Below are 19,931 nucleotides of genomic sequence, written 5' to 3'. Positions count from 1 at the left end.
ATGCGACACTTTTTCCATGACGAAGGTCTCGCTGGACGACCATCAGGGCCCCTGGACCGAGGAGGAGTTCCTCGCGCTCGATGAGACGAACTCTCGCATCGAGATGATCAACGGGGGACTCTGGGTGAGCCCGGGACCGAATTCACCACATCAGCAGATCAGTGCCCGCCTGTCCGCCGCGCTCCTCCCTGAGGCCGACAAAGCCGAACTATGGGTCTGGCCGGACATGAATGTCCGGCTGACACCGGGGACGATCATGAGACCGGACCTGATCATCGCTCGCGGCCCCCGGATCGTCACCGTGGCCGAGGCGTCCGACGTCCTTCTCGCCTGCGAGATCACCTCGCCGAGCAACCTCACCATGGATCGCGCCCTGAAGAAGAGGCTTTACGCGGACGCGCGGATCAAGTGGTACCTGCTCGTCGAACCGGAGATGACGAGGTACGAGTCGGTCACGCTCCACCTGTTCCGGCTGGAGGCCGACGGCTACGCGACCTATGCGGTGGCCGAAGGAAACGAGACCCTCACCCTGGACGAGCCGTTCCCCGTCGCCATCCAGGGCAATCCGCTGCTCGGTCTGCGCACCTGATCATTCCGCCGGCTGGAAACTGTCGAAGACCAGCTCGAGATCCTTGCGGGACTCGTCCCAGACGGCGTCGCGGGTCTGCCAGTAAAAGCCGTATGCCTTGTCCGCCCGGACCACGGTGCCACGGTTGTTGACATGCTGGCGGGCGCCGTTGCGGTCGAAGGTGAACTCCCAGTCCGCGGCTTTCCGGAAATAGTCCACCGCCTCGATCTTCACCTCCCGGTAATTCGGGAAGTCCCCCGCCCCCACCCGGTACTCGGACTGCGCCCGCCAGTCGGCGACCGGATTCGACTTGGGTTTGTCCGTCTGGTCGATGCCGAGAACCTTGCCGTCCCCACGGAAGTAGACGATTCCGCGCTCTTTCGTACGCTTCCAGCCCTTGGGTACGTACAACGAGAACCCGGTCGGGTCCGTGTACTCCTCCCAGCCGGGCGGCAACGCCGGCCTGCCGGAACCCGCCGACACCGACGGAGAAGGCGCCGGGGCCTGAGCGTTCTGCGTGGGCGGCACACTCTCCTGCACCCGCGACGGGCTCGCCGCCCGCGTCGCCTCCGGTGTGCCCGCCGTGGCGGTGGCCCGCACGCCCTTCCCGCCCGCCTCCGGAGACCCGCCGTCCCGGCTGGCGATCATCCAGGCCGCGCCCGCCAGAAGAAGCACGGCAATCGCCGCGGCCACCATCGTCGCCGGCCGGCGGCGTGCCCTCTGCTTCCCCGGCCCGCCGGGTGTCGCGGCGCCGCGGAAGATCGCCGGCTCACCGCCGCGGCTCCCGTCGCCCGCCGCCTTACGGTCACCGTCGACCCTGGTCGCGTCCTCCGCGCCGTCGTCGGTTCCGTCGCTGGCCGTCGCGTCGTCGGCGGGCACCTGACCGGCGTCGTCGGTGGGCGTGGCGCCGGCACCGGCGTCGTCGATGGGCGTAGCGCCGGCACCGGCGTCGTCGATGGGCGTAGCGCCGGCACCGGCGTCGTCGATGGGCGTAGCGCCGGCACCGGCGTTCCCGGTCATCGCGTCGCCACCGGTGCCCGGTCGCGGACCGGAGACTTCGTCTTCGGCGGTCGTCGTGGCCGCCGCGCCGCCAGCACCGGTCGCCGAATCACTCCCGGGCCGTTCTTCGTCCCCGCCCGGTGCACCTGCCCCGGCCTGCCGATTCTCGGCTGGTCCATCGCCGGCCGCGGCTGCCGCCGATCCGGCGTCCGGGCCCACATCGCCACCGTCCGTGGGCTCACCCGCATCAGCGGGTCCGTCACCAGCAGCCGGGACAGCTTCGGAGACCTCGGCATCGTCACCGGCCACCGCCTCGCCGGCGGCCACCTCGGACTCCGCATCCACCTGCCGGGGATCGTCATCCGGCACGGCTTCCTGTCCCGTCGCCGCGTCGGCCGCGACTGCCCGGCCCGCCGAGGCGCGATCCGATCCCGCACCGCTCCCGGGCGTACGACCGTCCACCGGCGTGCCGCTGTCCGGGGCCACATCCACCGAGGCGCGATCCGATCCCGCACCGCTCCCGGGCACATGACCGTCCACCGGCGTGCCGCCGTCAGGGGCCACATCCACCGAGACGCGATCCGATCCCGCACCGCTCCCGGGCACATGACCGTCCACCGGCGTGCCGCCGTCAGGGGCCACATCCACCGAGACGCGATCCGATCCCACGCCGCCCCCGGGCACATGACCGTCCACCGGCGTGCCGCTGCCGGAGGCCGCGGGTTCACCGGCGGCCGACCCGAGGCTGGCGGCGGCGGGACTCGGGTCGCTCGCCGCCCGCGGGCGGGGAACGCGGCCCGAGGCCGGCCGGAGCGCCCTGGCCACACCGCGGCTGATCCTCGACGGCTCGGTGGACGGCAGGCCGGCGAGAATGGCCCGGAGCATCCTCTCGGCGGCCTCGACGTTGAGCCGGGTGGCCGGATCCTTCTTGAGCAGGCCGTCCAGCAGCGGCCGAAGCGGGCCGGCGTACTTCGGCGGGTCGGGCTCCTCGGTGGCGAGGGCGGCGAGCGTGGCCATCGTGGAGCCACGCTGATAGGGCGCATGCCCCTCGATGGCCGCGTAGAGCGTCGCGCCGAGCGACCACAGGTCGGCCTCACGGCCGCCACCGCCGCCCTGCGCGCGTTCCGGCGCCATGAACTGCGGCGAACCGACCAGGATGTCGGACCGGCTGATCACGCCGTCGTCGTCGACCGCCGCGATGCCGAAGTCGGTGAGCAGCACCCGCCCGTCGTCGGAGAGCAGCACGTTCGCCGGTTTCACGTCCCGGTGCTCGACGCCGAGGCGGTGGGCGATGCGAAGCGCGGCGAGCAGGTCCAAGCCGATCCGGGCCACCCGGTACGGGTCCAGCCGTCCCTGCTCGGCGATCTCCTCGCGCAGGGAACGGGACGGCACGTACTCCATGACGATCCAGGTGCGATCGTCGAGCTGCAGCACGTCGTACACCTGAACGACGTTGGGGTGGCTGATCCGCGCCGCCGCGCGTGCCTCCCGCAGCGTGCGCCGCGCCGACGCCGCGCCGTCCTCGCCGAACGGCTGGTCGAGCTCCTTGATCGCGACGTCCCGCTCCAGCGTTTCGTCCCGGGCAAGCCGGACGTGCCCCATTCCTCCACGGCCCAGGCTCTCGCCGAGCCGGTATCGTCCGGCGAGCAACACGGGCGCATCAGGCATGCGCACCGTTATACCCGCCAGGCGCACCCGTAACTCCGGCCCCCGCTGGTCGCACCTGGCATAACCGGCATACCGCCTGCCTTTTCTCACCGTCACGCCCCGGTAATCGCTTTCCCGGCAGGCGGCCGCCGCCCCGGCCCCAGCACGGGCTGCTCATACCACCACGCGAGACCGCAGTCCCCGCCACGGCCGGCGGCCCACAAGGCGGACAGGCGGGGCGGGCGAATCGGCACGCATGTAGTGCCCTGCGCGGTCGCCCGCGCGTGTCGTAGCAGCGCTCGGGGCGCACAGTCGGTGCGGTGTGCGCCCGCCCAGCGCCCGGCGAGGGCGAGCGATTCGGCACGCACGTAGGGCCCTGCGCGGTCGCCCGCGCGTGTCGTAGCAGCGCTCGGGGCGCACAGTCGGTGCGGTGTGCGCGCCCGCCCGACACCCGGCGAGGGCGGGCGATTTCGCCCAGCAGTCAAGGCTGACCCTGGTGACCAAATCGCCAGCCCCGCCCGCCTGCACGCCCGCCGGGCGGGCGGGGCGCACAGCGCACCGACGGTGTGCCCCCGAGCACCGCTGTGACACGCGTGAGCGACCGCGCAGGGCCCTACGTGCGTGCCGAATCGCTCGGCCCCGTCTGCCCGCCGGGCGGGCGCACACAGCGCCCCGGCGCCCTGCCGCACCGCGCCCTGCCGTCCTGCCGTCCTGGCGCCCTGCCGTCCTGGCGTCCTGGCGTCCTGGCGTCCTGGCGTCCTGGCGTCCGGTGGGCGGAGGGCCGGCGTGCTGGGCGATGTGTGCTCGGAGAACGTGACACCCGTAGTGGGTGTGATGACACCCGTTGCGGGTGTCACGTCTGCGGAACACAGATGGCCGAGATCCGTGTTCGTCTCCCCGGACGGGATTTCGTTCCTGCGTGCGCTGCCAGCCGGTGAACGTGGTGGTGATGGTGTGTGGCGGCCGGCCGGTGCCGCACGCTGGAGTTCAACGGGGCAGCGTCAGCGGCGGTCGCCGGGGAGCCCTCGCGGGCCGGCCGGGTCGCTTCGCCGGTCCTGCCCAGCGACGAGCACACCGTTCACGCAATGCCGTCTACATGCGCAACCGCCGCAGCGGACGGGTCTTCACCGGTCTTGGACCGCCGACCGCCGACCGCCGACCGCCGTCGCCGTCGCCGGTCATCGAATCCCTGATCCACGTCCGGTCTCCGCTACCCCGCACCCACGTCGTGAGGCCTGGCAAAGCACGGCCGGACCGGACATGCGCTGGCAGCGAGCCTTCATTGATAAGCCGGCAGGGGCAGCCCTGGCCCTGCTGGTATTTGAGGAGAGCCGTCTACCTGTGGAAACGCCACGGCGGAGGGCTCCACCTCCCTGGATCCGCCGTCGCAGGCCATGAATCCTTGATCCAGGTCCGATTTCCGCTACCCGACACCCCGAGGCGAGGCCTGGCGGCCGGGGATCGGACCAGATATGCGCTGGTAGAGCCTTTCTTAAATAGCCAGCAGGGTCAGCCCTGACAACCAGCCGGAAAGGACCGAGCGGTGACGCACGACGGTGGGGCCGTTCGGTGGGTGGTGGCTCGGCAGGGACGAGTTCGCGCTGAGCGCGAGTGATCCGGGGAGCGATTTGCGGCAATACGGGCGGCAGATGGGGGCGATTAGTCAGCATTGGTGGGGGTACGTCTGTCGCGGAGAACCGTGCAGGACGGAGGGGACCATGACCCACACAGACGCACGAACTGATCAATCGACCGCGGAGCTGGTCAGCCGGCTCAGCGAACAGGTGACCACCCTGGTTCGGGACGAGCTGGCGCTCGCCCGCATCGAGATGGTCGAGAAGGGCAAGAAGGCCGGGAAGGGCGCGGGACTGCTCGGCGGGGCCGGGGTGATCGCGCTGTACGGGACGGGGGCCCTCATCTTCACCGCCGGCGCGGCCCTGTCCCTGGTCATGCCGGTGTGGGCGGCCGCCTTGATCGTGACGGTGGTTCTGCTGAGCGCCGCCGGGATCACGGCGATCGCCGGTAAGCGGGAAGTGAAGGAGGCGGTACCGCCCACACCTGAGGCGGCGATCGCCAGCGGCCGCAAGGACATGAACGAGTTCATGGCGGCCGCCCGGCGTGGGACGCACACATGAGCGCGCCCAACCGCAGCCGCGCCGAGTCCCGCCGGCCCACCCCCGGCCGCAATCGGCCGAAGCCGGGCCCGCCCGCGTCGAGCCGCGGCCCGGACGGCGCCGGCCAGAACGAGGACGGGCCGAACGAAGCGGCTCCGGACTCGATCGCCGGGACCGCGACCACACCGGGTGGCAGCCGCTTGAGCGGCGGCACGACCGGGCAGTCCGGCACGGGTTCGACGAGCGGGCCGGCCGGTGGTGTCCGGAACGAGCCGGGCGCACACACCACCGCGACTCCGAAACCGGGCGTCCACGAGACCACGACCGCCGCACCGGGCACACACGTCACGCCTCCGAAACCAGGCGTCCACAACACCACCGGCACCGGACAAAGCAAACACACCGCGAGTCCGAACGCAGCGACCCGCAACACCACAACCTCCGAACAAAGCGCATATAAAACCCCAAATCAGGGGCCGAGCGCCTACAACTCCACGTCCGCCGCGCCGGGCGCCCCGAAACCGGGTCCGCCCGGTGGGGCGGCACCGGATGCCGGAGGCGCACACCACGCCACCACCCCGAAACCGGGCACACCCGGTGGCGCGGCGCCGGGATCGGGCTCTCACAGCACGGTCACGCCCGGACCGAGCTCTCACAGCACGGCCACGCCCGGACCGAGCTCTCACAGCACGGCCACGCCCGGACCGAGCTCTCACAGCACGGCCACGCCCGGACCGAGCTCTCACAGCACGGCCACACCCGGACCGGGCTCTCACAGCACGGCCACACCCGGACCGGGCTCTCACAGCACGGCCACACCCGGACCGAGCTCTCACAGCACGGTCACGCCCGGACCGGGCTCGCGAACAACGGTGACGACCAGCACCGCGTCGGCCAGAGGTTCCGGGCCGGCGGCAGGAAGCGAACCGGCGGCAGGGAGCAACTCGCCGACGGGTGGGCAACCGGCACGTTCCGGCAGTCCGGGGACACCGAAACCGACGCCACCGCCGGCGGGCATCCCGTCCGGCCATGCGGAACCACCTCGCAACGCCGGCACGCCGAAGCCGGCACCCGGCACCGCTCCAGGACTCCGGTCGTCGGCGTCCGGCGGCTCCGCGGCGAGGTCGGCCGGGGCGGCCACCCCGGGCAGCGGCTCGAGTGAGTACGGCGGCACGGAAGTGCCGGACACCCCATCGACGGCCATGGGCGAGAAGTCTCCGGGCGGCTCCGGAGCGCCCAGATCGTCGTCACCCGCCGACGCCCGGACCGGCAGCGAAGCGGCGCCGGCGAACACCGGCGAGACACCCCGGCCGGCCACCGCCGAACCGGGCACCCAGCCGACATCGGACCACACCGCAACGCCCGTACCGATCCCACCCGTCGGCGCCCGGACCGGCAGCGAAGCGACACCGGCGAGCGGCGCGGGAACGGCCACGTCCGCCGCGACCGGCAGCACATCAGTGCGTCCCGGTAGCGCTCCGATGTCCGGGTCCGCTCCGACCCCCACTGTCAAGATCGCTGGTGGCGCGGTGCCGGCCGAGACGGCCGGTTCCGCCTCCGGCCGACAGGCGACATCATCGGGTACGGGTGAGGCACCCGATTCCGCACCGTCACCGGCTTCGGTCGCAGGAGGCGAGGCGGGCAGGGACCGGCAGGACGAGGAGATGCGCGCCGCGGCCGAGAGGGCCCGCTCCGGCGAGGGCGGGGACGGGTCGGACCGGGCCGAGGCGTTGCGGGCCGAGATCGAGCAGACCCGGGCCGAACTGGGTGAGACGGCGGCGGCCCTGGCCGCGAAGGCGGACGTGCCGGGCCGGGTGAAGCAGGCGGCGGCCGAGAAGGGCAGCCAGATCTCGGACGCCGTCGCGGGCAAGGGCAACCAGATCGCCGCGACGGTCGCGGAGAAGGGCGGCCGGCTGGCGGAGACGGCCGGCAACCTCGCGGCGAAGGCGGAGCCGGCGCGCCTCAAGGAGGCCGCGAGCGATGCGATGGGTTCGCTGACCGGCAGGACCCGGCAGGAGGAGCACGGGGACCGGACGACGGGTCCGGCCGAGCACGGCCGGATGAGGCAGTCCGCCGCGGAGACCGGCGCGCATCTGGCCGAAACGGCCGCCGACGCGGCGGAGCGCGCCACCACCGCGGTCGGCACGCTGCCCCGCCGGGCGTCCGAGGCGATCAGCACGATGCGCGGGCGCGCGTCGTCGGCGATCGGCGCTCTTCCGGACCGGGTGCCCGCGAGACGGCAACGGTATGCCCTGGCGGGCGCGGTCATGGCGGTCGCCGCGATCGCCGTCGGCGTCGCCCGGAGACGCCGCTGACCGACCGTTGACGGGCCCCGCCGCATCTGCGGCGGGGCCCGTCGCCGTCTCGGCCCGGCACCGCCTCGGCCCGGCACCGCCTCGGCACCGTCTCGGCCCGGCACCGTCTCGGCCCGGCACCGCCTCGGCCCGGCACCGCCTCGGCACCGTCTCGGCCCGGCACCGTCTCGGCCCAGCACCGCCTCGGCACCGTCTCGGCACCGTCTCGGCCCGGCACCGCCGCGGCCCAGCACCGCCTCGGCACCGTCTCGGCCCGGCACCGGCACCGGCGGTGCTGCCCGACCGAAGCGGCTCCCCTTGCACAGCCCGATAGGCCGCAAGCCGGCAACCCCAGGACGCGGAGCTGCCGCCGGCACCGACGGTCACAGTCCTTGAAACGTCTCACGAGACGCCACGGGCCAATCGGCCTACCAGGAGCCAGGGTCAATGGCCCCGGAAGAATCGACTCTTGACCCTACCCTAACTGACTCGTAACGTGAGTCACACCTCGGCTAGAACGTTTCAAGAACCCCTCTTCCGGAGGCTTCCCATGCGTCCTCGGTTCACCGCCGCCGTCGTGCTCACCACGACGGCCGCCATAGCCCTGTCCGGTTGCACCAAGAAGAACGACACCGACACCGCCGCGTCCAGCGGGGCCGGCGACAAGACGTACAAGGTGGCTTTCGTCCCGAAGCTTCAGGGTGTCCCCTACTTCGAGGCGATGAACGCGGGCGGCAAGGAGGCCGCCGCCGCGCTCGGCAACGTCGAGTGGCTCTACCAGGGCCCGACGCAGGCGGACGCGGCCGCGCAGGCCGACATCGTGCGGTCCTACATCCAGCAGAAGGTCGACACGCTGATCGTCGCCCCGAACGACCCGGACTCGATGGCTCCGCTGCTCCAGCAGGCCAAGGACGCCGGCATCCACGTGGCGACCGCCGACACCGACGCGCCGAGCAGCGTCCGCGAGGTGTTCGTCAACCAGGCGACAGCGCAGGGCATCGGTGAGGGCCTGACCGACGCGCTGCTCGAGGAGATGGGCGGCAAGGGGAAGTACGCGATCGTCTCCTGCGGCCAGACCGCGGAGAACCTGAACGCCTGGATCAAGGTGCAGCGGGAGTACACCGAGACGAAGTACCCGGAGGCGGAGATCGTCGACGTGGTCTACGCCGGTGAGGACCAGGCGAAGGCCACCCAGATGGCGACCGACCTGATGAACGCGCACCCGGATCTGACCGGCCTGGTCGGCGAGTGCACCTCGTCCGCGCCGGGTGTGGCGCAGGCGGTCAAGGACGCCGGCAAGATCGGCAAGGTCTTCACGGTCGGACTGGGCACCCCGCAGGCGATGAAGCCGTACCTGAAGGACAAGTCGTCGAGCGCCGCGATCCTCTGGGACGTGGAGAACCTCGGCTACCTGACCGCGTGGGCCGGCGCCCAGATCGCGCAGGGCAAGCCGTTCGCGGCGACGAACAACGTGTCGAGCGAGCTGCCCGCGGTCGCCTACACCGAGGCCGACAAGATGCTGCTGCTCGGCCCGGCTCTGGCGATCACCGACGAGAACGTCGACAAGTTCAACTACTGATCGATGACCGACGAGACGACGCCCCGGCTGCGCCTGACCGCTGTCGCCAAGCGGTTCGGCGCGGTCCGGGCCATTCAGCACGCTGATTTCACGGTACGGGCGGGGACGGTGCACGCCCTGGTCGGCGAGAACGGCGCGGGCAAGTCCACGCTGATCAAGATCGTGGCCGGCGCGGAGGTCGCCGACTCGGGTGAGATCGAGTTCGAGGGCGTGGCGGCCGACATAAGGAGCACGACCGCCGCCATCGCGCTCGGTATCGCCACCGTCTATCAGGAGCCGCAGCTGTTCCCCGAGCTGACGGTGGCGGAGAACATCTTTCTCGGGCGGGAGCTCAAGAGAGCCGGACGGGTCGACTGGGCCGCGCAGAACGCGAGGGTGGTCGAGCTGCTGGAGCTGCTGGGCCTCCCGGAGCGGTACGCGACCGCCGAGGTCGGCACGCTCTCGGTGGCCGAGCAGCAGCAGGTCTCGATCGCGAAGGCGCTGGCCGCCGACGCGAAGGTGCTGATCCTCGACGAGCCGTCGGCGATCCTGACCGACGCCGAGATCGACGTGCTCTTCGACGTGGTCCGGCGGCTGACCGCCGCGGGCGTCGCGGTCGTCTACATCTCGCACCGTCTGGACGAGCTGTTCCGGATCGCTGACGAGGTGACGGTGATGCGTGACGGCAGAACGATCGGCACGTACCCGATCAAGGATCTGAGCGTGCGGCAGATCGCGCACCTGATGGTGGGTGGGGAGATCTCGGACGCCCGGCCGCAACGCGTGGTCCCGGAGGGACCGGCGGTGCTGGAGCTGCGCGGCCTGAGCCGGGCCGGCAAGTTCCGTGACGTCGACGTGGCCGTCCGGGCCGGGGAGATCGTCGCCCTGTACGGCCTGGTCGGCTCCGGTGTGTCGGAGATCGCCGCCTGCGTCTACGGCATCGATCGCGCCACACAGGGACAGCTGCTGGTCGACTCGAGTCGGGTCGACATCCGCAGTCCCGGGCACGCGCAGCGCCTGGGCATCGCCCTGCTGCCGGCGAACCGCAAGGTCGAGGGCATGTTCGGCTTCCAGTCGATCGCCTTCAACATCTCGGCCGGTCATCTCCGGCTGTTCTCGAAGCTTCACGTCTGGGTCGACCGGGCGCGTGAGCGGACGGTGGCCAGGGACCTGATCGAGCGCCTCGCGGTGAGGACCCCGCACGAGCGCCAGCCGATCAACGCGATGTCCGGTGGCAACGCGCAGAAGGTGGTCCTGGCCCGGCAGCTGGTGGAGCGGCCCAAGGTGCTGGTCCTGGCCGAGCCGACGCAGGGTGTGGACGTGGGCGCCAAGGAGGAGATCCACCGCCTGATCACCGAGCTGGCCGAGGAGGGCACCGCGGTGCTGGTGGTGACCTCGGATCTGCCGGAGGCGCTGCGCATCGCCGACCGCATCCAGGTGGTCCGGGGCGGTACGACGACGGACGAGTTCGGTCCGGACGCCAGTCAGGTGGACCTGCTGGCGGCGGCCGCGGGAGGCGGCGAATGACCGCGGTGGCGGAAGCGAAGATCAGGAAGCGGGTGCTGCCCGCGCCGGTCACCGGTCAGGAGATCGTGCTGGTCGGCGTGATCGCCGTGCTCTGGGCCGCGCTGGCGGTGAGCACTCCGGCGTTCCTGACGGCCGGCTCGATCCAGCCGCTGCTGGTGGCGACCGCCCCGGTGGCGCTTGTCGGCGTCGGCATGACCATCGTGATCATCACGGGTGGCATCGACGTGTCGGTCGGTGGCGCGATCATGGTGTGTTCGGTGCTGACCGCGAAGGCGCTGGTCGGGGCCGAGGTGAACCTCGGTGTCGCGGTGCTGCTGCCGGTCGCGGTGGGCGGCCTGCTCGGCCTGGTCAACGGTGTGCTGATCGCGTACGGCCGGGTGCACGCGATCATCATCACCTTCGGTACGGCGAACCTGTTCCTGTTCGTGGGCCTGCGGATCTTCGGCTCCGGGACGGTGAACGGGATCCCCGGCACGCTGGGGTTCTTCGGGCGCGGGCCGGACGGGCGCACGCTCGGCGTACCGCACGCTTTCCTGATCACCGTGCTGCTCACCGCGGCGGCCTGGTGGTGGCTGCGGCACACGGCGGGTGGGCGGCACTTCTTCGCGATCGGCGGGGACGCGCAGGCGGCCCGGCTGGCCGGTGTCCGCGTGCAGCGCCGGGTCCTGCTGGCCTACGTGCTGACCGGTCTGCTGGTCGGTCTGGCCTCGTGTTTCGTGATCGCGCAGGGCACCTCGACGCTGGACCAGTCGGTCGGCGCCGGCAAGGAGCTCGCGGTGATCGCGGCGGTGGTCATCGGCGGCACCTCGATCATGGGTGGCCGTGGCTCGGTGCTCGGCACCCTGCTGGGGGCGCTGCTGGTGCAGTCGGTGGCTTCCGGGGTGACCCAGCTGGGCTGGCGTTCGCAGCTCTCCGACCTGTTCGTCGGCATCTTCATCATCGTGGCGGTCGGCGCCGACCTGCTGCGCGCCCGGGCGAGGAGGAACCGGTGAGCAGGGCGGTCCGGATACTTCTCACGCAGCGGATCGCGCTGCTGGCGGTCCTCATCGTCGTGGTCGTGGTGACGTTCTTCATCAACGACCTGGGCGGTTACCTGACCGCGCCGTACGACTTCGACTACATGTCGGCCAGTCTGATCAGCGCCGTTCCGCTGGCCATGCTGGGTCTGGCGGAGATGCTGGTCATCCTGTCCGGCCGGGGCGGCATCGACCTGAGCGTCGGCGCCATCGTGAGCCTGGCCGGGATGGTCTTCGGATTCGGGTACGGCCAGTGGGGCTGGCCGCTGTGGCTGGCGATCCTGGCGACGGCCGGCTTCGGGGCGCTGCTCGGCGCGGTGAACGGGTTCCTGGTGTCGTACATCGGGTTCCCGGCGCTGATCGCGACGCTGGCGACGTTCTACGCGTACAAGTCGCTGGCCATCGTGATCAACGACCAGCAGCCGATCAGCACCGAACCGATTCAGCGGCTGTTCTCGATGAGCCGGCCGGTGGAGCTGCCGCTGTTCGGCCAGTACGTCCCCGACGTGCCGCTGGGCATCTTCACGTTCCTGCTGCCGACCGTGATCGCGGTCTGGGTGCTGCTGGCCCGGACGGCGTACGGGCGACGGCTCTACGCGATCGGCACCAACGACGTCGCCGCTCGCTGGGCGGGTCTGCCGGTGAAGGACACGCGCTTCAAGGCGTACGTCTATGCGGGTTTGATCTCCGGTCTGGTGGCCGTGGTGACCGTGGGCCAGTTCGCCTCGGCGCGCCCGGACGCCGGGGTCTCCGGCAACGGCATGGCCCTGCCCGCCATCACCATCGCCGTGCTCGGCGGGGTGGCGATCACCGGCGGTATCGGCCGGGTGTCCGGGGTGGTGCTGGCCACGCTGCTCATCGTCTGGCTCAACGCCGGCATCCTGCTCGCCTTGGTCGGTAACGAGGGTTCGCAGTACCAGCTCCTCGCCCTGGGCGCGGTCCTGGTCTTCGCCGCGCTGTTGAACGGGCTCACCAACAGGAAGTACGGAGGAAGTGGATCATGAACCTCGACGGACTCGACGGGTTCACCATCGAGGTCCCGAGTTGGGCGTACGGCAACTCGGGCACCCGGTTCAAGGTGTTCACCCGTCCCGGTGGCCCGCGGAACCCGTACGAGAAGATCTCGGATGCCGCGCAGGTGAACCGGGTGACCGGGCTGGCGAACCGGGTCTCGCTGCACATCCCGTGGGATCTGGTCGACGACTGGTCCGGCTTGCGGGAGCACGCCGACAGGCTGGGTGTGCGGATCGGCGCGATCAACTCGAACCTGTTCCAGGACGACGACTACCGGCTGGGCTCGCTGTGTCACCCGGACGCCGCGGTCCGGCGCAAGGCGATCGACCACCATCTGCAATGCCTGGACGTGATGCGGCAGACCGGCTCGACGGATCTGAAGATCTGGTTGCCGGACGGCCTGAACTACGCGGGCCAGGACTCGCTGCGCGGTCGGCAGGACCGGCTGGCCGAGTCGCTGGGCGTGATCTACGGCGCGATGGACGGCGACCACCGGATGCTGCTCGAGTACAAGTTCTTCGAGCCGTATTTCTACAGCATGGACATCCCGGACTGGGGCACCTCGCTGCTGCACTGCCTGGCGCTCGGACAGAGGGCGACGGTGGTGCTGGACACCGGCCATCACGCCCCGGGCACGAACATCGAGTTCATCGTGATGCAGCTGATCCGGCAGAACCGGCTGGGCGCGTTCGACTTCAACTCGCGCTACTACGCCGACGACGACCTGATCGTGGGTTCGGCCGACCCGTTCCAGTTGTTCCGGATCATGTCGGAGATCGTGGCCGCGGGCGCGCACCGGCCCGAGTCGGGCGTCAACTTCATGCTCGACCAGTGTCACAACATCGAGGAGAAGATCCCGGGCCAGATCCGCTCGGTCCTCAACGTCGAGTCGGCGCTGGCGAAGGCGCTGCTCGTGGACCAGGAGGCGCTGGCCGCCGCGCAGCGCGCCGGTGACGTGCTGGGCGCGCACCAGGTGCTGATGGACGCCTACGAGACCGACGTGCGGTCCGCTCTCGCGGACCGGCGGGAGGCGCGGGGCCTGCCGCGGGATCCGGTCGAGGCCTTCCAGGCGACGGGGTACGCGCAGAGCGCCGCCGCCGAGCGGGCCGGTGGGACGCAGGCGGGCTGGGGAGCGTGATCCTCCGCGAATCGGCCCCGGGCACCGTCCGTCCGGGCGCACGATGAGCGGATGGAGACCGCCACGCAGCCGGAACATCAGGCCCGGGTGGCCGGTGTGCGGGCCCGCCTCGCCGACCTGGTCGAGGCGGATCCGTCACCGGCCGAGCTGGCTCTGGTGCTCCGGCTGCTCCGTTCGTTCGTCTCGAAGGCCCCGGACGCGGTGGACCTGCTGGTGCGGCTGTTGCACGACGGCGACCCGGGGCCGGTGCGTGACCACGCGCACGGTTTGAAGGGGTCGGCCGCCAACATCGGGGCGGCTGATCTCGCCGCGTTCTGCGCCGCCCTGGAGGACCAGGCCCGGGCCGGTGTCGTCGCCGATCCCGGCCCGGCCGCGGACCGCCTGCGGGCCGAAGCCGACGGCGCGCTGCTGGCGGTCCGGGCGGTCACCGCCGAGTACGAGGTGTGAACTCCGGCTCAGGCGGCGGTGAGCACCGGTTCGATCAGGCCCACCACCCGCGAGAAGTTGGCCAGCCGGTCCAGCATCACCTCGGTCACCACCGTGCCGCGGCCGATCAGCACCAGGCCGTTGACCGCCATCACGTCCTCGGCCAGGCGCATCCCGACCTGGAGTTCACAGATGGCGTACGCCTGCGGCGCGCTCGGCGTGCCCTCGACGCCCTTGAGCCGGCGCAGCGCCTCGAGCACGTGCGGGGCGACCTTCCCGCGTTCGGTGAGCATCGCGACGGCGCTGGCCGCCGACCCGGTGCGGCTCTCCGCCGTCTCGTACTCGATGGCCGCCCGGACCACGCTGATCGCGCCTTCCACCAGGGCGGACCAGCCACCCGGCGGCGGCGCCTCGCCGGCCAGCCCGCGGACCGTGGCGACCACGTCCTCGAGCATCGGGATGTCCTTGATCAGCGGCAGCACCACCCCGGGCATGGCGCTGATCATCGCGTGCTCGTCGGCGGTGAGGGGAACGCCCTGTTCCAGCTTCTTGAGCACCTCGGGTGGCACGGTGACCGCGCCGAGCTGGGAGGCCATCGCCGCCACCTCGATCTCCCACAGCCCGTCCAGTTCCAGGGTGTGGGTGAGGTCGGCGACCAGCGAGCGGATCCGGCCGGCCCGGGCGAACCCGACCGGGCTGGCCAGTTCGAGGATCCCGAAGAGGGCCTGCACGCTGGTCCTGAGGGTGGTGTCGAGCATCTTGCGCTCGGCCATCGCCTGGTCGTGCCGGGCGACCGCGGACTTGACGGTGTCGAACACGTCGGCCCGTCCGGCCGGCTTCGGCAGGAAGCGGTAGACGCCGCCGGAGTTGATGGCGGCGATGGCGGTGTTCATGTCGCCGTAGCCGGTGTGCAGGATCCGGCTGACGTCCGGGTACTCCATCTGGATCCGGCCGAGCAGTTCGATGCCGTCCATCCCGGGCATCCGCATGTCGCTGACCACCGCGGCGACCGGCCCGTGCTCGGCGAGCCGGCGCAGCGCCTCCTCGCCGTCGGCGGCGAGCAGCAGCCGGTGGTCCCGGCCCAGCTGGAGCGAGAGCGTCGCGAGGACGCTCTCCTCGTCGTCGACGAGCAGAACGGCGGGCTTGCCGCTGTCGGTGTCACCCGACCGGTACAGCTCGGTCCGCATTGTGGCCTCCTTCGCCTTACCGGCGGTCGTGGTACGTGGTCCCTATCGCCGCGCCCGCGCCGCTGCTGAGCGATAGGCCGGCCGCCGTTTCTCCCGGCGTGAACTTCTCAACCTGGTCCCACCGCGCGCCGAAATGCGATCCACGAGTCATCGCGGAGAACCCGCCGGACGCCTGGGAGAAACGGATGCGACCGTGAGTGCGGTACGGGAGGACGCCCGCCTGGCGGCCCTGCACAGCTATCACCTGCTCGACGCTCCGCGTCCCGTGGTGCTCGACGAGCTGACCCGGGTGGCGGGCGCGGTGTTCGGCACGCCCATGGCGGCGGTCACCCTGATCGGCCGGGACCGGCACTGGTTCGCCGGCAACACCGGGGTGCCCGGTGACGGCGGCCCACGGTCCGGTTCCTTCTGCGGCCAGGTGGTCGACCGGCGGCTCGCCCTGGTCGTCGAGGACGCGCTGGCGCATCCGGCGTACCGGGACTGGGACACGGTGGCCGGTGCTCCGAACATCCGGTTCTACGCCGGTGTGCCGGTGATCGACGAGGACGGGCACGCCCTGGGCGCCATGTGCGTCCTGGACGACGAGCCGCGTACCGCCGGGGACCGGCAGATGGATCTGCTGCGGACGCTGGCCGGGCAGGCCGCCGGGCATCTCGCGGCATTGCGCAACCGCCGGCTGCTGGCCGAGGTCGGTGACGAGCTGTCCCGGGCGATCAGCCGCGAGGAGGACTTCGTGGCGACCGTCTCGCACGAGCTGCGCACCCCGGTCACCACCATCCAGGGCTATCTGGAGCTGCTGGTCGACAACGAGGAGCTGGCGCCGTACCGGATGCTCATCGACCCGATCCAGCGCAACGGCGAGCGCCTGGTGCGGATGGTCGACCACCTGCTCGCCGGCACCCGCCCGGCGGGCGCCCCGCTGCCGCTGCTGCGGGCCACCACCGACCTGGCCACGGTCGCCGAGGCGGCGGTGGCGGCCTGCCGGGCCCAGGCGGCGCAGCGGGACGTGCCGGTGGTCATCGAGACCGGTCCGCTGACGACCGGGGTGCCGGGCGACCTCACCCGGCTCAGTCAGGCGGCCGAGCAACTGGTCCGCAACGCGATCCTGTTCAGCCCGGCGGGCCGGACGGTGACGGTACGCGTCTCCGGCGCCGTCCTCGAGGTGATCGACACCGGCGCCGGCATTCCCGCGGACGAGCTGCCGCATGTCACCGAGCGCTTCTACCGTGGCGGGCACGCCCGTGACCAGGCCGTGCCCGGTGTGGGCCTGGGTCTGAGCATCGCCGACCGGATCATGCAGGCCCACGACGGCATCCTGACCGTCGAGTCGGGCGGTCGTGGCCGTGGCGCCACCGCGAGGATGTCCCTGCCCGGATGAGGCGAGGGCGGGCTAGCAGTCCTCCGGGTACGGCTCCAGCTCGACCCGGACCCGTTTGCCGCCGTGGTGGTTCTCCACGTGCCAGCCCGCTGAGAGCGCCTCGATGAGGGCGATCCCCCGCCCGCCGATGCCGTCCGGGTCGCGGCGGCGGGGCACCACCGAGGAGCCGTCGGCGACCGACACGGTCACCCGGCCGCCGTGCGCTTCCAGGCTCAGCTCGATCAGGCCGCCGCCGTGCCGGACGGCGTTGGTGACGAGCTCGCTGACGACGACGGCGCAGGCGTCCACCCAGTCGGTGTCGCGGAATCCCCACCCGGCGAGCACCGCGGTGGCGGCGCGGCGGGCGGCGGCTGGTGCGCTGCGTCCCAGCGGGACGTCGAGATGGGCGGTCAGCTCGGACATGCTTACCCCACGAGTAGCCGGCTTGCGGGCGCACAGTACCCCGCGGTCCGGGGCCACGAAACTTCGTTGTCCGTATTGCCTTGTTTACGATGATTTAGGCTTTCGGTATGGCAGCGGTGCTCATCGTCGAGGACAACCAGGAACACCAGGCGGTCATCGCCGAGGTGGTCCGCCGCCTCGGTCACCGGGTGGTGCTCGCCGGTGACGGCCGGGCCGGCCTGACCGCGGCCGTCACCCACCGGCCCGACCTGATCGTCGCGGACGTCGACATGCCCCACCTGAACGGCATCCGGATGTGCCGGGCGCTGCGCGAACACCCGGCCACCGCGGACGTTCCGGTCGTGCTGATCACCGCCTACCTGCCACCCGGCGACACCACCCTGGCCGAGGCCGAGGCCGTCGCCGTGGTGCCCAAGCCGTTCAGCGTCAAGGAGCTCACCGAGACTTTGCGCGCCTGCATGGCGGCGCCGGCCGGGGCCCGGCACGACCCGGCCTTCACCGAGGCGCTGCTGCGCAGCCTCGACGCCGGGGTGGTCGCCTGCGACCTGGAGGGCCGGCTCGTGGTGATCAACCAGGCGGTCCGTGACTTCTTCGGCGACGACAGCCTCGGCGTGCCGGCCCGGGAGTGGGCCGCGCGGTTCGGCCTGCGCCGCCACGACGGCAGCCCGCTGCGCCCGGACGACGTGGCCCTCTACCGGGCGCTGCGCGGCGAGGAGATCCGGCACGACGAGGTGCTCGCCCACGACCGGCAGGACCGTCCGCGCTGGTTCGCCATCAACGCCCGCCCGGTCCGCGACGCCGCCGGCCACGTCCTCGGCGCGGTCGCCGCGGTGCACGACGTCACCGCCGAACACCACCAGCGCCAGTACGAGCAGTGCAAGAGCGACGTCCTCAAAGCCCTGGTCCACGCCCCCGACACGGCCCGCGCCGGCGCCGAGGTGCTGCGCGCCATGGCCGCCGGGCTGGGCTGGCCGTACCTGCGGTTGTGGCTGGTCGACCCGGTCACCGACCGGCTGCGCCCGGCCGCCACCCACCTCGTACCGGGCTCCCCGCCGATAACGCTGCCGCCGGTCCTGGACCGCGGCGAAGGGCTCGCCGGCTCCTGCTGGGAGCGCGGCGAGCCGATCTGGGTGCCCGACCTCCAGGCGCCCGACGTGCCGGTGCTGCCCAGCTTCATCGAGGCCGGCCACTACCGGGCCGCTCTGGCCGTGCCGGTGTGCAGCGCCGAGAAGGTCGTCGGCGTGCTCAGCTGCTTCACCCTCGAGCACCAGGACCCGGACCCGGCACTGACCGTCCTGCTCACCGGCATCGCCGGGCACGTCGGCGCCTACCTGGAACGACGCCGCGCCGAGGAGCTGGCCGGCCAGCTCGCGGCCAGCATCGGCGAGTACATCGCCCTGGTCGGCCACGAGCTGCGCACCCCGCTCACCTCGATCGGCATCTACACCGACCTGATCTCCGAGGAGCCCGACGAGACGACCGTCGGCGAGGTCCGCGACATGCTGGTGGTGATCGAGCGCAACAACGCCCGGCTGCGTTCCCTGGTCGAACGCCTGCTCGACCTGTCCGCCCTGGAGTCCGGGCACGCCCAGCTCACCATCACCGAGGTGGACCTGGCCGCGGTGGTGGAGGCCGCCGCGGCGGGCTTCTCGGTACGGCCGGAGCTGCCGGACCGGCTGACCGTGCCCGGCGACCGCAACCGGCTGCGGCAGGTCGCCGAGAACCTGATCGGCAACGCGGTCAAGTACAGTCCGGACAGCGACGCGGTACGCGTGACGCTGACCGCCGACGACGACGCCGCCGTGCTGACCGTCTCGGACAACGGCATCGGCATCCCGGCCGGCGAACACGACCGGCTCTTCGCCCGCCTCTACCGCGCCACCAACGCCCGGCACAGCGGCATCCCCGGCGCCGGGCTCGGGCTCGCTCTCAGCCGGGCGATCGCCGAGCTGCACGGCGGCACCATCACCCTGGCCGCGAACGAGGGCGGCGGCACGATCGCCACGGTCCGGCTTCCCCGCCGTCCCGGGACCAATGGCCCTGCACGCCCGGGACGCCGCACCGACACCCTTGAGGGGAACCAATAGGAGGGGTCATGCAGGCAGGAAACAAGGACGCGTGGCGCGGCTTCGCCGGAGCCTCGTGGCGCACCGGGATCGACGTCGCCGGCTTCATCCACGACAACGTGCGGCCCTACGACGGCGACGCCGGCTTCCTCGCCGGGCCGACCGCCCGGACCACCCAGATCTGGGACAAGCTGTCCGCGATGTTCGTCCAGGAGCGGGCGAACGGCATCTACGACGCCGACGCGTCCACCCCGGCGTCGATCACCGCGCACGGGCCCGGCTACATCGACCGGGACACCGAGCTGATCGTGGGCCTGCAGACCGACGCCCCGCTGCGCCGCGCCATCATGCCGACCGGCGGCCTGCGGATGGTCGAGGGCGGCCTGAAGGCGTACGGGCGGGAACTCGACCCCCAGGTGCGCAAGATCTTCACCGACTACCGCAAGACCCACAACGCCGGTGTCTTCGACGCCTACCCGGCCGACGTGCTCGCCGCCCGCCGGTCGCACATCATCACCGGCCTGCCCGACGCGTACGGCCGCGGCCGCATCATCGGCGACTACCGCCGGGTCGCCCTCTACGGCGTGGACCACCTGA

General features: G+C 71.7%; 17 protein-coding genes. 12 read left to right on the top strand and 5 right to left on the bottom strand.

Annotated features, from left to right (window positions below; translation table 11 throughout):
• Positions 1 to 16: 16 nt before the first annotated feature.
• Complete coding sequence (locus AB0I88_RS35290; RefSeq protein WP_361034994.1) at positions 17 to 589, top strand: Uma2 family endonuclease; 573 nt, start codon at positions 17 to 19, stop codon at positions 587 to 589.
• Here the strand turns inward: AB0I88_RS35290 and AB0I88_RS35285 are convergent, their stop codons facing one another.
• On the bottom strand, positions 590 to 3,235 hold the full coding sequence (locus AB0I88_RS35285) for a protein kinase (RefSeq protein WP_361034991.1): 2,646 nt from the start codon (positions 3,233 to 3,235) through the stop codon (positions 590 to 592). It lies immediately after the preceding gene.
• Between the two features lie 1,697 nt (positions 3,236 to 4,932).
• Between AB0I88_RS35285 and AB0I88_RS35280 the strand changes: the two genes are divergently transcribed.
• Positions 4,933 to 5,349: a phage holin family protein gene (locus AB0I88_RS35280; RefSeq protein WP_361034988.1), complete on the top strand. Its 417-nt coding sequence runs from the start codon at positions 4,933 to 4,935 to the stop codon at positions 5,347 to 5,349.
• Here the strand turns inward: AB0I88_RS35280 and AB0I88_RS35275 are convergent.
• The gene (locus tag AB0I88_RS35275; protein WP_361034985.1) at positions 5,315 to 5,677 is read right to left on the bottom strand and encodes a hypothetical protein; all 363 of its coding nucleotides are present in this window, start codon (positions 5,675 to 5,677) and stop codon (positions 5,315 to 5,317) included. The two genes, AB0I88_RS35280 and AB0I88_RS35275, sit on opposite strands and share 35 nt — an antisense overlap.
• Before the next feature lie 483 nt (positions 5,678 to 6,160).
• Positions 6,161 to 6,784: a hypothetical protein gene (locus tag AB0I88_RS35270; RefSeq protein ID WP_361034982.1), complete on the bottom strand. Its 624-nt coding sequence runs from the start codon at positions 6,782 to 6,784 to the stop codon at positions 6,161 to 6,163.
• Between the two features lie 208 nt (positions 6,785 to 6,992).
• Between AB0I88_RS35270 and AB0I88_RS35265 the strand changes: the two genes are divergently transcribed.
• From AB0I88_RS35265 to AB0I88_RS35235, 7 genes are all read left to right on the top strand, one after another.
• Complete coding sequence (locus AB0I88_RS35265; protein WP_361034979.1) at positions 6,993 to 7,643, top strand: DUF3618 domain-containing protein; 651 nt, start codon at positions 6,993 to 6,995, stop codon at positions 7,641 to 7,643.
• Positions 7,644 to 8,172: 529 nt separating this feature from the next.
• Positions 8,173 to 9,201 carry an autoinducer 2 ABC transporter substrate-binding protein gene (locus tag AB0I88_RS35260; protein ID WP_361034976.1) on the top strand — a complete coding sequence of 343 codons (1,029 nt, stop codon included), beginning with the start codon at positions 8,173 to 8,175 and terminating at the stop codon, positions 9,199 to 9,201.
• Positions 9,202 to 9,204: 3 nt separating this feature from the next.
• On the top strand, positions 9,205 to 10,707 hold the full coding sequence (locus AB0I88_RS35255) for a sugar ABC transporter ATP-binding protein (protein ID WP_361034973.1): 1,503 nt from the start codon (positions 9,205 to 9,207) through the stop codon (positions 10,705 to 10,707).
• On the top strand, positions 10,704 to 11,699 hold the full coding sequence (locus tag AB0I88_RS35250; RefSeq protein WP_361034970.1) for an ABC transporter permease: 996 nt from the start codon (positions 10,704 to 10,706) through the stop codon (positions 11,697 to 11,699). The genes AB0I88_RS35255 and AB0I88_RS35250 overlap by 4 nt, the downstream gene beginning before the upstream one ends.
• Positions 11,696 to 12,727 carry an ABC transporter permease gene (locus AB0I88_RS35245; RefSeq protein ID WP_361034967.1) on the top strand — a complete coding sequence of 344 codons (1,032 nt, stop codon included), beginning with the start codon at positions 11,696 to 11,698 and terminating at the stop codon, positions 12,725 to 12,727. Before AB0I88_RS35250 ends, AB0I88_RS35245 begins: the two co-directional genes overlap by 4 nt.
• Positions 12,724 to 13,875 carry an L-rhamnose isomerase gene (gene rhaI / locus AB0I88_RS35240; RefSeq protein WP_361034964.1) on the top strand — a complete coding sequence of 384 codons (1,152 nt, stop codon included), beginning with the start codon at positions 12,724 to 12,726 and terminating at the stop codon, positions 13,873 to 13,875. The genes AB0I88_RS35245 and rhaI overlap by 4 nt, the downstream gene beginning before the upstream one ends.
• A gap of 51 nt (positions 13,876 to 13,926) precedes the next feature.
• Complete coding sequence (locus AB0I88_RS35235) at positions 13,927 to 14,322, top strand: Hpt domain-containing protein (protein ID WP_361034961.1); 396 nt, start codon at positions 13,927 to 13,929, stop codon at positions 14,320 to 14,322.
• Between the two features lie 8 nt (positions 14,323 to 14,330).
• Here the strand turns inward: AB0I88_RS35235 and AB0I88_RS35230 are convergent, their stop codons facing one another.
• Positions 14,331 to 15,488, bottom strand: coding sequence for a response regulator (locus AB0I88_RS35230; RefSeq protein WP_361034958.1), 1,158 nt, complete (start codon positions 15,486 to 15,488; stop codon positions 14,331 to 14,333).
• 193 nt (positions 15,489 to 15,681) lie between these two features.
• Between AB0I88_RS35230 and AB0I88_RS35225 the strand changes: the two genes are divergently transcribed.
• Complete coding sequence (locus AB0I88_RS35225) at positions 15,682 to 16,866, top strand: ATP-binding protein (protein WP_361034955.1); 1,185 nt, start codon at positions 15,682 to 15,684, stop codon at positions 16,864 to 16,866.
• Between the two features lie 12 nt (positions 16,867 to 16,878).
• Here the strand turns inward: AB0I88_RS35225 and AB0I88_RS35220 are convergent, their stop codons facing one another.
• On the bottom strand, positions 16,879 to 17,268 hold the full coding sequence (locus AB0I88_RS35220) for an ATP-binding protein (protein ID WP_361034952.1): 390 nt from the start codon (positions 17,266 to 17,268) through the stop codon (positions 16,879 to 16,881).
• Positions 17,269 to 17,375: 107 nt separating this feature from the next.
• Between AB0I88_RS35220 and AB0I88_RS35215 the strand changes: the two genes are divergently transcribed.
• Together AB0I88_RS35215 and AB0I88_RS35210 are read left to right on the top strand one after the other, a co-directional pair.
• The gene (locus AB0I88_RS35215; protein ID WP_361034949.1) at positions 17,376 to 19,355 is read left to right on the top strand and encodes an ATP-binding protein; all 1,980 of its coding nucleotides are present in this window, start codon (positions 17,376 to 17,378) and stop codon (positions 19,353 to 19,355) included.
• 8 nt (positions 19,356 to 19,363) lie between these two features.
• Positions 19,364 to 19,931: pyruvate formate lyase family protein (locus tag AB0I88_RS35210; protein ID WP_361034946.1), on the top strand; the 568-nt coding region annotated here is incomplete at its 3' end.

Source organism: Actinoplanes sp. NPDC049802 (assembly GCF_040656595.1).
In the GTDB taxonomy this organism is placed as follows: Bacteria; Actinomycetota; Actinomycetes; order Mycobacteriales; family Micromonosporaceae; genus Actinoplanes.
The sequence above is the reverse complement of the archived record's forward strand: the minus strand, read 5'-3'. Positions and strand labels throughout refer to the sequence as shown.